The organism is Variovorax sp. CCNWLW235 (assembly GCF_037204085.1).
In the GTDB taxonomy this organism is placed as follows: Bacteria; Pseudomonadota; Gammaproteobacteria; order Burkholderiales; family Burkholderiaceae_C; genus Variovorax.
In genome coordinates this window covers 149517-162435 of record NZ_JBBCBW010000003.1, presented here as the reverse complement: position 1 = coordinate 162435, position 12919 = coordinate 149517, and the positions used below count along the sequence as shown (strand labels likewise).

8 protein-coding genes are annotated in these 12919 nt (G+C 69.1%); 3 read left to right on the top strand and 5 right to left on the bottom strand.

Annotated elements, in window-relative coordinates; translation table 11 throughout:
* Positions 1–106: 106 nt before the first annotated feature.
* On the top strand, positions 107–670 hold the full coding sequence (locus tag V9L21_RS05495) for an OmpA family protein (protein ID WP_258502968.1): 564 nt from the start codon (positions 107–109) through the stop codon (positions 668–670).
* A 4-nt stretch (positions 671–674) separates the two neighbouring features.
* Here the strand turns inward: V9L21_RS05495 and V9L21_RS05490 are convergent, their stop codons facing one another.
* From V9L21_RS05490 to V9L21_RS05475, 4 genes are read right to left on the bottom strand one after another with little or no spacing between them, the layout of a single operon-like run.
* The gene (locus V9L21_RS05490; RefSeq protein ID WP_337309834.1) at positions 675–1301 is read right to left on the bottom strand and encodes a response regulator transcription factor; all 627 of its coding nucleotides are present in this window, start codon (positions 1299–1301) and stop codon (positions 675–677) included.
* A 46-nt stretch (positions 1302–1347) separates the two neighbouring features.
* Positions 1348–3402, bottom strand: coding sequence for a two-component system sensor histidine kinase NtrB (locus V9L21_RS05485; protein ID WP_337309832.1), 2055 nt, complete (start codon positions 3400–3402; stop codon positions 1348–1350).
* Positions 3403–4218 carry a carbon-nitrogen hydrolase family protein gene (locus tag V9L21_RS05480; RefSeq protein ID WP_337309830.1) on the bottom strand — a complete coding sequence of 272 codons (816 nt, stop codon included), beginning with the start codon at positions 4216–4218 and terminating at the stop codon, positions 3403–3405. It abuts the gene before it with no gap.
* Positions 4215–8387: a YhdP family protein gene (locus V9L21_RS05475; RefSeq protein ID WP_337309828.1), complete on the bottom strand. Its 4173-nt coding sequence runs from the start codon at positions 8385–8387 to the stop codon at positions 4215–4217. The genes V9L21_RS05480 and V9L21_RS05475 overlap by 4 nt, the downstream gene beginning before the upstream one ends.
* A 25-nt stretch (positions 8388–8412) precedes the next feature.
* Here V9L21_RS05475 and glnE point away from each other — a divergent pair, with 25 nt between their 5' ends.
* Together glnE and V9L21_RS05465 are read left to right on the top strand one after the other, a co-directional pair.
* Complete coding sequence (glnE, locus tag V9L21_RS05470) at positions 8413–11211, top strand: bifunctional [glutamate--ammonia ligase]-adenylyl-L-tyrosine phosphorylase/[glutamate--ammonia-ligase] adenylyltransferase (RefSeq protein ID WP_337309826.1); 2799 nt, start codon at positions 8413–8415, stop codon at positions 11209–11211.
* Positions 11204–12370 (top strand): septal ring lytic transglycosylase RlpA family protein, encoded by a 1167-nt coding sequence (locus V9L21_RS05465; protein ID WP_337309824.1) that lies wholly within the window; start codon positions 11204–11206, stop codon positions 12368–12370. The genes glnE and V9L21_RS05465 overlap by 8 nt, the downstream gene beginning before the upstream one ends.
* A gap of 11 nt (positions 12371–12381) precedes the next feature.
* Here V9L21_RS05465 and V9L21_RS05460 read toward each other — a convergent pair whose 3' ends face one another.
* Positions 12382–12843, bottom strand: a complete 462-nt coding sequence (locus tag V9L21_RS05460; protein WP_337309822.1) for a carboxymuconolactone decarboxylase family protein — start codon at positions 12841–12843, stop codon at positions 12382–12384.
* Between the last annotated feature and the right edge of the window lie 76 nt (positions 12844–12919).

The following is a 12919-nucleotide window of genomic DNA, read 5'->3' as shown; positions in this document are numbered from 1 at the left end:
AGTAGATAGAAAAATAAGTAAACCAGACAAGAAGAAAAAAGCCGGCCGGGCGGGAGCGGCCGGCGCCCGTCGTTATCGTTTCAATGTCAATCCAGAGGGAAAACTCATGAGGAAGTTTGTTGTTTCGGGTGCGGCTGCGGCCGCATTGTTCATTGCGGGCTGCGCCTCGCAATCGCCTGCACCGGGTGCTGCAACCGCACCGGATGCCCAGTCGGCCGCGCCGTCCAATAGCTGGACTGCACGCCTGGCGTCGCTCAAGACCGAGTTGGAAAATTCCACCAAGGGCACGGGCGTGGTGATCGAGCAGACCGCGGACAACCAGCTGCACCTCGTGGTTCCCAACGAACTCTCGTTCGACGTGGGCCGCTCCAACGTGAAGCGCAATCTTGCCCAGGTGCTCGACAAGGTCGCCGAAGGCCTGCGCAGCGCCACGGCGGCCAGCGTGCGCGTGGTGGGCCACACCGACAACACCGGCAGCGAAGAAGGCAACGAGCGCCTCTCTGTGAGCCGCGCCGACAGCGTGCGCAACCACCTGGTGGCGCGCGGCGTTTCGACGACCGCCATCACCACCGACGGCCGCGGCTCGCGCGAGCCCCTGGCCGACAACGGCACCGCCGCCGGCCGTGCGCAGAATCGCCGCGTAGAAATCTTCGTGGCGGAAAAGTCCTGATCTCTTAGAGATCTCTCAAGCGGTTGGCGAGCTCAACCGCTGATTTCACTTCCATCTTTTCGAACACGCGCGCGCGGTGGACCTCCACCGTGCGCACGCTGATCGCCAGCTGATCGGCAATCAGCTTGTTCGGCAAGCCTTCGACCACGAGCCGCATCACGTCGCGCTCGCGGTCGGTGAGTTCGGCGATGCGGTCGGCCAGGCTGCGACGCACGCGCTGCACTTCGAGCGCCCGAAGCGAAGCCCCCAGCGCCTGCTCGATGCGGTCGACCAGCGCATTGTCCGAAAACGGTTTCTCGCAAAAGTCGAAAGCGCCGCGCTTCACCGCGTCGACGGCCGTCGGCACGTCGGCGTGACCGGTCAGAAAGATCACCGGCATGGCGGCCAGCAGGCCGCGCTCCGCGAGCCGGTCGAACAGCACCAGTCCGCTGGTGCCGGGCATGCGCACGTCCAGCAGCAGGCACAGCGGCTGCTGGGGCAGCGGCCCTTCGGCCAGGCGCTGCTCGAAGGCCTCGGCATTCGCAAAATGCTCGCTCTCGAGGCGGCGCGAGCGCAGCAGCCAGGCCAATGCCTCGCGCACGCTGGCGTCGTCGTCCACGATGAAGATGAGGCCGTCAATCAGCGGTTGCATGTCAGTCAGTCGTTTCAAAAATATGGCCGCGGCAACCCTGCAAGGGTCATGCCGCCGGCAAGGTAAAGCGGAACACCGTGCCCCGGGGCTGGTTGGGCTCGAACATCAACACGCCGCCGTGCTGCTCGACCACGGTGCGACACAGGCTGAGGCCAAGCCCCATGCCGTCGGCACGCGTGGTGAAGAAGGGCGTGAAGAGGCGGCTCGCCACCTCTTCGCTGATGCCGCTGCCGAGGTCGGCCACCGAAAATTCGAGCCAGCGGCGCACGTCCTCCGCACCGGCACCGGTGCCACCCACCGCGACGGCGCGCGCCACGCGCAGCCGCAGCACACGTTCTCCGGCGTTGTCCGGCGTGTCCATGGCCTGCATCGCATTGCGCGCCAGGTTGAGCAGCACCTGCTCGACCAGCGTGCGGTCGCACATGGCCTGCGGCAGGCGGTCTTCGAGCACCACCTCGATGATCACGCCGAGCTTGCGCGCCTGCAGCCGCACCAGCGGCAGCACCGCATCGATCAGCGCCTGCGGCGCCACGGCTTCGCGCGTGCGGTCTCGCCGGCGCACGAAGTCGTGCACGCTGCGAATCACCTGGCCGGCGCGGTCGGCCTGCTCGGCGATGCGCCGCACCGCCATGGCCACTTCGGCCTGCTCGCCCTTGGCATGGGGGCCGAGCATGTTGAGCGAGCCGGTGGCGTAGCTGGCAATCGCAGCCAGCGGCTGGGTGAGTTCATGGCTCAGCAGCGACGCCATTTCGCCCACGGTGGCAAGCCGTGCGCTGGCCTGCAGGCGCTCCTGGCTGGCGCGCGAGAGTTCTTCGATGCGGCGCTGCTCGCTGATGTCGATGAAGGCGCTCATCCAGCCGGTCTGCACGCGGTGCGCGTTGATCAGCGGGGCTTCGAAGATAAGCACCGGAAAACGCGTGCCGTCCTTGCGCATGAAGACCGACTCGAAGCCCTCGCGCGGCGGCATGCCGCCGGCCAGGCGCCGGGCCTGCCGCTGCTGGTATTCGTGTGCCAGCTCGGTGGGCCAGTAAGGCACCTCGGGCGATTCGCCGCTGTCGGCCATCAGCTCCTCAGGGCTGAAGCCGACCATTTCGCAGAACGCGGGATTGACGTAGGTAATGCGCCCCTGCAGGTCGCGTGCGCGCAGCCCGGTAATGACCGAGTCTTCCATCGCCTTGCGAAAGGCGAGCGCATCGGCCAGGTCGCGCTCGGCACGCAACCGGCGGCGCGTGTCGCGCGCCAGCAGCACCAGCACCGACACCAGCGCAATCGAGATGCCGGTGACCAGCGCCGTGAGCACGTTCGGAAAAAGATCGGGCGCCGCGCGCCAGCCGTCGACGCGCAGCATCAGCGCGGCACCGGGCAGGTCGATGAGTTGCTGCGAGGTGAAAACGCGCGTTCCCGTGCGGCGCGAGGTGCCGAGCGCCACCAGCCGCGTGCCGTCTGTTTCGGTAAAGGCCACCTCCTGGCCGCGCGTGAGCGTGGGGCCGACCAGTTCGATGAGCGTGTCGCGCAGCGAGTAGCTCGCCACCAGGAAACCGCCCGCGTCGATGGGCACGCAGAGCTCCATCACCTCGACGCCGCCTCCGCCGAGCACCGGCACGAAGTGGCTCGGCGAATAGGCCGGCGCGCCGAGCTTGCGCGCGGCCGTGCAGGCCAGCGCCACGTCGGTCTGGTCGGCGCCGCGGCTTTCCTCGTCGATAAGGCGCATGCGGTAGGGCGTGTTGGCGGCCTCCAGCGGACGCAGCGCGGCATCGCGCCACTCAAGGCGAAGCCACTCGCGATGCTCCCTCAGCAGCGTGGCCGCGGCCTCTGGCCAATGCGTGCGGTCCAGGCCTGAAGCCTGCGTGGCCCGCAGGCTCTGCGCATTGCGCTGCAAGCCGATGCGAAGGTCGGACACCGCATCGGCCGTGTCGCGGTCGAGCGCCGCCTGCACCTGCTCGACCTCGTGCCGGCCCGCAAGCCAGACCACGGTAATCAACAACACGGACACCAGCACGGCCAGGATGAGCCAAAGAAACCAGCGCTTCCACAGCGAGCGCAGGCGCGCAAACGCCAACAGCGCCCAGCGTGGCGATGCGGCGGTCAGCACATCCTGCATCTAGAGCACACAGTGCGAGAGAACCGGCAGCTGCGCGCGCATGCGCCCCGTCTGCCCGGCATCGATGTCGAACAGCACCACGCCTTCTTCGCGGGCCTGCTGCGCAACCACGGCGCCCCACGGGTCGACCACCATCGACTGGCCCCAGGTGTGGCGGCCGTTCTCGTGCGTGCCGCCCTGCGCCGGCGCCACCACCCATGCAAGGTTTTCGATGGCGCGTGCGCGCAGCAGCACCTCCCAATGCGCGGCGCCGGTGGTGCGGGTGAAGGCGCTGGGCACCAGCAGCAGGTCGGCGCCCTGTTTGGCAAGCGCGCGGTACAGCTCCGGAAAGCGCAGGTCGTAGCAAACGCTCATGCCCACGCGCCAGCGGTGGCCGTCGCGGGACGGCAGGTCGAACACCACAGGCGCGGCGCCCGGCGCGATGACGCGGCGCTCGTCGTAGCGCTCGGTGCCGTTGTCGAAGTAAAACAGGTGGATCTTGTCGTAGCGCGCCACGCACTGGCCCTCGGGCGAGTAGCACAGCGAGCTGTTGAACACGTGCTCCGCATCGCCGCTCTCGATGGGCAGCGTGCCGCCGACGATCCACAGCCCGAACTCGCGCGCCGCATCGGCCAGAAAGCCCTGCACCGTACCGGCGCCGGCCGTTTCGCGCAGGCCCAGCTTGTCGGTGTCTCGCGCACCCATCATGCAGAAATACTCGGGCAGCACCGCCAGCTCGGCGCCGGCCGCGGCGGCTTGTGCGAGCAGGTCGTGGGCGCGCGCGAGGTTGGCTTCGCGGGCGATGGCCGACACCATCTGGATGGCTGCGACTTTCATTGCGTGGTCTCCGTTTTCCGGCCTTCCGCGGCGGGCGGCGCCGCGGGAAGATTCAGGGGATTCGGCAGGATGGATCGCGGCACCTTGGCGATCTTGGGGTCGGCCCAGGTGCCTTCGATGTGAAACTCCTGAGTGGCGGCGGCCGCGAGCGGCTTGCTCAGCACCCATTGGGCGAGGAAGGTGCCAAGGCCGATGGCAGGGTTGATGGCGGTGGCCACCAGCGCAGCGGTGCCTGCGTTGATCTCGGGCACCACCACCACGCGCAGGTCTTGCGTTTCGCGCACGATGTCCGCCGAGCCGTCCATCAGCGCGGCGGCGTTGACGCCCTTCATCTGCAGGTTGTTGGTGCTCGCGATGCCGTTCGTGATCTTTGCGTCGCCGCGGATGAAGTCGAAGGCGAAGCCCTGGCTGAACACATCGCGGAAGTCGAGCGTGAGCCGGCGCGGCAGCGCCTGCAGGCTCAGCACGCCAAGCAGCTTGGCAAGACCCGGGTCGGCCTTGAGGAACTGGCCCGATCCCACGTTGACCTGCAGCTGCCCGCCCAGGCTGGGGTAGTCGAGCGAGAACGGCGAGCCGCGCCAGTTGACGTCGCCCTCGAGCCGCCCGCTGCCGCGCCGCAGCACGCCGGGCATGCCGAAGCGCGCGAGCAGGTCGCCGGCATCGGCAATGTCGAGCCTGAAGGTCATGGCGGTGCGGCGCTGCTCGGCGCGTCCGGCCCTGCCGCCGGGCACGGCCGCCCAGGTGCCCTTGGCCGCGAAGCTCGCCTCCGGCATGGTGAAGCTCAGTTTGTTGAGCAGCCATTCGCGGCCGGCGCCGCCGCGGTTGACGGCATCGATCTCGGCGCGGCCGAGCCGCTTGCCCAGCAGCTCGAAGTCGTCGATGACGATGTCGAGCGCGGGCAGCGTACCGGGCTGCTCGTCGAGCAGCGTTTCCACCTGCGTCGCCTCGGTCGGCGCGATCTTGAGCCGCGCGAGCCGCGCATGGAGCCGCCCGGCTTGCGAGTGGCTGTACTCGGCATAGCCGCTGAGCTCGGTGGCGTCGATGTTGGCGCGCCAGAGCGAGCCGTCGCGCGTGCCGCCCAGCACCACGTTGTGCAGCGTGCGGCCCGCAATGCCGAGCTCCTGCGCGCGCACGGCAATGCGCGTGGGAAGGTAGCCCATGGCCGCGTCTTCGGGCCGCTCGGCGCCGCCCGCTTCAGCCGCATTGGTTGCGGTGTCGCCGACCAGGGCTTTCCACGCAGGCATGTCGAGCTTGGCCACGTTCACGTTGGCCAGCACACCCCTGTCGGGCACGCTGGCGGTTTCGCCCGGCGCCAGGCCGATGCCGATGCTTCCGCGCAGCACCCGCGCCTCGGCGCCGGAGATGTCGCGCACATACTGCGCGCTGCCTATGCGACCAAGCTCCAACGAAAGCTGGTCTTGCACCGCAACGGCGGCGCCCGCGCGGGTTTCGCGCTGAAGCACTTTCTTTTCGACGCGCAGCGGCATCTGCTCGTCCGCCGTCTTCACGAGCGGGGCGGGCAACTGCAGCGCCAGGCCCTGCAGGGTGCTGGTCAGCAGGAATTCCGGCGCGCCGTCGCGCATGGAGAAGGTAAGCGCGTACGGCGTGCTGCCGGTCGCCTTGGCCGCGATGCGCGTGAGCCACTCGGCCTCGCGCGCGCCGCGGAGGCCTTCGGCCGTTGCGGTGCCCTGCGCCTTCAGTGCCACCTCGCGGTTGGCGCCGGCAAAACGGCCGCGGCCTTCGACGCGAACATCTCCGCCCAGCAGCCTGGCATTGACGCCGGCCAGCGAGAAGTTGGTTTCGGTAAAGCCGACGATGCCCTTTACCTGGGTGAACGACGGCGCCTCAGGCGCGAGCTGCAACTCGTTGTCGGAGAGCGCGATGCTGGCCTGGACCTTGGCCGCATCCATGTCCTCGAGCGGCAGCTCCAGGTGCAGCCGGTAGTCGGCCGTGCCGGTGGCGCGTACACGGGACAGCACCTCGCCGGTTTCGCCGGCCAGCGGCGCGCCCACGCGCAGCAGTTCGCCGAGCGGACCCTTGGCTTGGGCATCGACGCGCAGCAGCGAGGCGTGGTGCGACATGTCGGCAATCTGCGCCTCGGCCTTGGTCACCTCGATGCCGTTGGCGCCCGCCAGCCGGCCGCGCGCATTGCGCACCAGCATGCCCGCGCGCTCGAACACCAGCTCGCCCGAGACGCCGGTGAGGGCGGGCCAGACCGCTGCGGGCGTGCCGGGCCGGGCCGAGGCGGCGGCCCTGGAGGCGGTGGACGCCGCAGTGGCGGAGGCCGGCGGCACGTAGGCGTAGTTGACGTCGGCCACCTTGGCCACGATGCGGAATTCGCCCTGCTTCGGGTCCATGAAGGGCATGTCGTGCAGGTCGCCGCGCACGCGGAAGTCGACGCTGCTGGCCGTGCCCTTGGTGACCGCCTGGCGCACGTAGTCGCGCGTGTGCTGGGGAATGTCGAGCGGCAGGTAGCGGAACACGCGGGTGCCGTCGGCGCGGGTCAGCTTGCCCTGCAGGTCGAGCACACCGGGGTAGAGCGCCTGGCCGGCGGATATGGCGGGATCGCTGGTGCGCCAGCTGGCTTCGGCCTCGCCCTCGGCGTCGGCGTTGGCAAACCGCAGCTTGGACACCTGCAACTGCGCATGGCCCTTGTCGAGCTTCCACTGGAGCTGGGCCGCCAGCCGGTCGATGGGAATGACGGGCTCCTCGAACACGCCCGGAAATTCGAGCGTGCCCTGCGCCATGGACAGCGCGGCAGTGCCGCCGGTGTGGGTGGCGTCGAAATCGATGGTGGCGCCGCTCAGGCCGGGCGAGCCGGCGTGCGCGTGGGGGGTGGCCGGGGCGCCGGCCTTGGGAGCAGCGGCAACCACGGGCGGAGCGGGTTGCGACGCGACCCGCAGGCCGCTGACCCGCCCCTTGGCCTGGTAGCGCTCGGGTGCACCCAAAGAACCCTGCCAGTTCAGGTCGATGCGCTCGACCAGCCCACGCGGGGCATAGGCATCGAGCACGCGGTGCGTGGCCTCGCCCAGCGGCAGGCGGTCGGCAATGAGAGCCAGCGCGGCCAGGTCGAGCCGGTCGGCGCGCAAGGCGCCGTGCTCCGGCGTGCGGCCGCGCGCGGGCGAGTGCTGCATCCACAGGTTGCCGCCGGGCCAGCGCATGCCGTCGGCGGTGTCGAACTGCAGGGCGGCGGTCGAGAACTCGAAATTCTCTTCGTTGAGCTGGCCGGCAAGCCGGCCGGTGACCGAGCGCAGCACCAGCGGCTGCAATCCCCGCCCCAGCGAGGCGTCGACGCGGTTGAGCCCGAGGTCGGCCGCGCCGCCCACGATCTGTCCGTCTTTCACGTCGGCCCAGACGCGCAGCGCGCCGCTGCCTTCGCGGATGCGCGCGTCGATGGAGACGTAGCGGCCCAGGCGGGTGACGTCCATGTAGGGCAGGTCGGCATAGAGCTGGCCGTCCCACGTCTGCCAGCGGCCGGAGCGCACCGACAGCAGGGGCTGGCGGAACTGGCCGCGCAGCGTGAAGCGCTCGCCCCAGCCGGCCGGCGGAGTGGCGTCGAGCCGCAGTCCGTGGCGGCGACCGCCGTTGCGGGCCACAAAACGCACGTCGGTCAGCAGCAGCGGCTCGGCTTGGCGCTGCTCGTCGGTCCAGCGGACGGTGCCGCCTTCGACCACCAGTTCGCGCTGGGCGAAAAACCAGTCGGCGGCGCGGGTCTCTCCGGTGGTGTCGTTCGACATGTGCAGGCCGGCCACGTGCAGCTTGCCAAGCACGTCGCGGCGCACGTCGACCTGCGGCCCCTCGATGTAGAGCTGCTCGAAATTGAGGCGCCACAAGGAGCGCGGCGACACGCTCGCCACCACCCGCACAAGGCGCAGGGCTTCGCGCTGGCTGGCATCATGCAGCACCACGTCGCGCAACTCGAAGGCGGGAAACAGACTATCCGAACGGGCGGTGATCGACCCGATGCGCACAGGTACCCCGATGGCCTTGCTGGCTTGTGCCTCCAGGGCACCACGGTAATCGCCGATTCGCGGCACAATCCACGCGTGTAGGACAACCACTGACAGTGCAAGCAGAAGCCATGCAGCGATCAGTAAACCCAGCAGCCAGCGCGCCGTCGCAGCGGTGATCTTGAGCAGACGTGAAGGGGGAGACGCCGTGTCGTTCATTGAGGATCGCGCTGTGTCGGGAATTATGACCGCCAGCATTCAGAGGGGTTCCACGGAAACCAATATCAGTGTGAACCAGTTGCCAACCACGCCCACGCCACCTATCGCGATCGAGGTCGCGTTTTCTTCCTATTCGCGCTTCGTGCAGCGCCTACGCCGCAGGTATGCGGCCGAGCTTGCATTGCTTCCTCCCGGCGCGCCGCTGCGCGAGTCGATCTCCACGGCCTACGAGGCATTGCGCGCACGCGGCGACAGCGTCGGCGATGCGCTGCGCATTGTGCGGCAGCTCGTGATGGAACGGCTTGTAACGCTCGATTGCGATGCCCAGGCGCCGCTGGCCGTGGTGACCACCGCCGTGACCGAGCTCGCGGAATTCGCGCTCGACGTTGCGTGCCGCGACGCCTGCCACGAACTCGACGCGGTGCATGGCGCGCCGCTCGGCCCCGAAGGCCAGCGCGCGCAGCTCTGGGTGGTGGGCATGGGCAAGCTTGGCGCGCGCGAGCTCAACGTGTCGAGCGACATCGACCTGATCTACCTGTACGACCTGGACGGCGAAACCCGCGGCGACGCGGACGGCCGCGGCCGCCTGTCGAACCAGGAGTATTTTTCGCGCGCCGTGAAGCGCATCTACGCGCTGGTGGGCGACACCACCGAGCACGGCTTCGTGTTTCGCGTCGACCTGGCGCTGCGGCCCAACGGCAACTCCGGACCGAGCGTGGTCTCGCTCGACGCACTGGAAGAATATTTCCAGGTGCAGGGCCGCGAGTGGGAGCGCTTTGCCTGGATGAAGAGCCGGGTGGTGGCGCCGCGCGACATCGTGTCCGAAGGCCATGCGCAGGGCCTTCGCGCCACGGTGCTGCCCTTCGTGTTCCGCCGTTACCTGGACTACAGCGTGTTCGATTCGCTGCGTACGCTGCACCGGCAGATTCGCGAGCAGTCGGCGCGCCGCAGCGCGGGCCGGCCCGAGCGCGCGAACGACGTCAAGCTGTCGCGCGGGGGCATCCGCGAGATCGAATTCACCGTGCAGCTGCTGCAGGTGGTGCGGGGCGGTCAATTCCCTGAACTGCGCACCCGGCCCACGCTCGACGCGCTGCAGCGCCTGGCGCGCGCCGGCCTGATGCCGCAGGAAACCGCCGATGCGCTGGCCTCGGCCTACGAGTTTTTGCGCCGCGTGGAGCACCGCATCCAGTACCTGGACGACCAGCAGACCCACATGCTGCCGGTGGGCGACGACGACCTGCGCTGGATTGCGCAGACCATGGGCTATGTCAACTGCTGCCCCTTTCTCGAGCAGCTCGATACGCACCGCGAACTGGTGGCGCAGGAGTTCGACAAGCTGCTCGGCGGTGAGAAGCCCTGCAACGGCAAGTGCAGCGGCAAGAAGACCGCCGCGCCCGCCGACCTGGCCGATCTGCTCGACGACCTGCCGCCGGTGTTTGCCGAGCGCATTCGCAACTGGTGCGAGCAGCCCCGCGTGCTTGCCCTGCGCGAAGACACCCGGGCCCGGCTGCGCCAGCTGGTGCAGCGCACCGGACAGTGGCTGAAAGAGCCCGACGGCGACGGCCCGGGGCAGACGCCGCGCCATGCGGACGCCGCATTGCGCTGGGCCGATTGGATCGAGCCGCTGCTGCGGCGCGAGAGCTACCTGGCGCTGCTGGTCGAGCGCCCCGCGGTGCAGGAGCGGCTGCTGCGGCTGCTGGGCGCCGCGAAGTGGCCGGCGCGCTACCTCATGCAGCACCCGGGCGTGATTGACGAGCTCGCAAGCGACGAAATGCTGTCGGGCCGCTTCGTGGCGGCCGAGTTCGAACGCGAACTGGAAGCACGCCACGCCTCGCTCAGCCGCACCGGCGAAGCGGACGAAGAGCGGCTGCTGAACCTGCTGCGCCATGCCCACCATGCCGAAGTGTTCCGCACGCTGGCACGCGACGTGGACGGCCGCATTACCGTGGAGCAGGTGGCCGACGACCTGAGCGCCTTGGCCGACACCACGCTGCGCGTGACGGCCCGCTGGTGCTGGCCGCACGTGCGAAACCGCCACCGCGAAGTGCCGCAGTTCGCCATCATCGGCTACGGCAAGCTGGGCGGCAAAGAGCTGGGCTACGGCAGCGACCTGGACATCGTTTTCGTCTACGACGATGACGACGAGCGCGCCGGCGAGGTGTACGCGGCCTATGTGCGCAAGCTCATCAACTGGCTCACGGTCAAGACGCGCGAGGGCGACCTGTTCGAGATCGACACCGCCCTCCGGCCGAACGGCAATTCGGGCCTGCTGACGACCAGCTTCGAAGCCTACGAGAAGTACCAGCTTGGCCGCGGCAGCAACACGGCATGGACCTGGGAGCACCAGGCCATGACCCGCGCGCGATTCGTGCTGGGCAGCGCCGAGCTCGGCGCGCGCTTCGACGACGTGCGCCAGGCCGTGATCGTGTCGCCGCGCAACCGCGAGGCGTTGAAGGCCGAGATCATCGCCATGCGCGACAAGGTGCGTGGCGCACGGCCGGTAAAGGCCGACCGCTTCGACGTGAAGCACAGCCCCGGCGGCATGGTGGACGCCGAGTTCGCGGTGCAGTTTCTGGTGCTGTCAGCCTCGGGCGAGCACCCGGAACTGATTCCCAACGTGGGCAACATCGCGCTGCTGATGCGCGCCGAAGAGGCTGGCCTGCTGCCCGCCGGCGTCGGGCGCAATGCCGCGGCGGCATACCGCGAACTGCGGCGCGTGCAGCATCGCGCCCGCCTCAATGAAGAACCGACCCAGGTCACCCCGCCTGCATTGGCCGCCGAGCGCGATGCCATGCTGGCCTTGTGGAAGGCTGTATTTGGCTGAGCGAGCCGGCACCCAGGCCCCCACCGCGCTGGCTGCGTGCGCGGTGGCCGTCGCCATTCTTCTTGCGGGTTGCGCGAGCGGCACCCGCAGCGGCGGCGGCGCGCTGAGCGGCCGCGACGGCCCGGGCACGAACATTCCATCGGATCTCGACCGGGTGCCCGATGCCGAGCCCCGCATCGAAGCCATCCGCAGTAGCGGCGGCACCAGCAAGCCCTACACGGTGCTGGGCCGGGCGTACCAGCCGATCACCGACGACCGGCCGTTCCGTGAATCGGGCATCGCCTCCTGGTATGGCCGCAAGTTTCACAGCGCATCGACCGCGAGCGGCGAGCCCTACGACATGTACGCGATGACGGCCGCGCACAAGACCCTGCCGCTGCCGAGCTACGTGCGGGTGCGCAACCCGGCCAACGGGCGCGAGGTGATCGTGCGGGTGAACGACCGCGGCCCCTTCGTCGACGGCCGGATCATCGACCTGAGCTACACGGCGGCGCTCAAGCTCGACCTGCTGCGCGGCGTGGCGCCGGTGGAGATCGAGCGCATCACCAACGAAGACATCCGCACCGGCGCCTGGCGGCGAGACCCGGGAACCGCGTATGCCGCGGCGCCTGCGGCATCACCGCCGCCCCGGCGTGCGGCGGCTGCACCGGTGGCCGTGCCTTCGGCCTGGGTGGCGCCGGTGGCGATGAATGCGCCGGAGGCCTCGACGATGCCGGTCGCGCCGCAAACGCCGGTGGTACCGATGGCACCGATGCCGCAGACAGAAACTATCACGCAAGCCGCACCGGCCACGCTAGAGGCCGATGCCGCGCCGCCGCCGCGCCAGCCCATGGTGGTCACCGACCTTGCGCCCATGGCCCCCCTGTCCGCGCCGACGGCACCGGCAGTGGCCGGGCCGGCCGCCGCACCATCATCCGGCGCGGTGGCGGGCTTCTGGGTGCAGCTCGGCGCCTTCCGCGAGCGCGATGGCGCGGAAAGCCTGCGCAGCCAGGCGGCGCGCGGCCTGCCTTCACTGGCGCCGCAACTGCGCGTTTTCAGCGAGGCCGGCACGCACCGGCTGCAGGCCGGGCCCTTTGCTTCGCGCAACGAAGCCGGCGAGGCTGTCACGCAGCTGCGCGACAGCCTGCGCATCGCGCCGATGGTCGTCGAGCGCCGCTGAAGGAGAGAAGCTCAGTCCAGCGCCTTGGCGGCGACAGGCATGCGCATGCCGACGTTGATGCGGTTCCAGGTGTTGATCTGCGCGACGGCAACGGTGAGTTCGGCAATCTCGACGTCGCTGAACTGCGCCTTCAGGGCTGCGAACTCGGCTTCGCGCTCGTCGTGATGGTCGGCCAGCCGCGTGAGCGATTCGGCCCACGCCAGCGCCGCGCGTTCACGCTCGTTGAAAAAGCTCACTTCGCGCCAGGTCGCCAGGCTGTTGATGCGCTGCCATCCCTCGCCCTGCTTGCGCAGGTCGCGCACGTGCATGTCGAGGCAGTAGGCGCAGCCGTTGATCTGAGAGACGCGCGCGAACACCAGATCGAGCACCGTCTTGCCGACGGTGCTCGAATCGATGCTGGCGTTGACGGCCAGGATGGCTTCGAAGGTCTTGGGGATGGTCTTGAACCAGTTCAGGCGCGGGGTCGTGTTCATGAAAATGCTCCAGTGGTTTGGGTTTGAAAGATCTGCTTCCTACCCACTGAAGACGGGCCATGACCCAGCCCTGTGA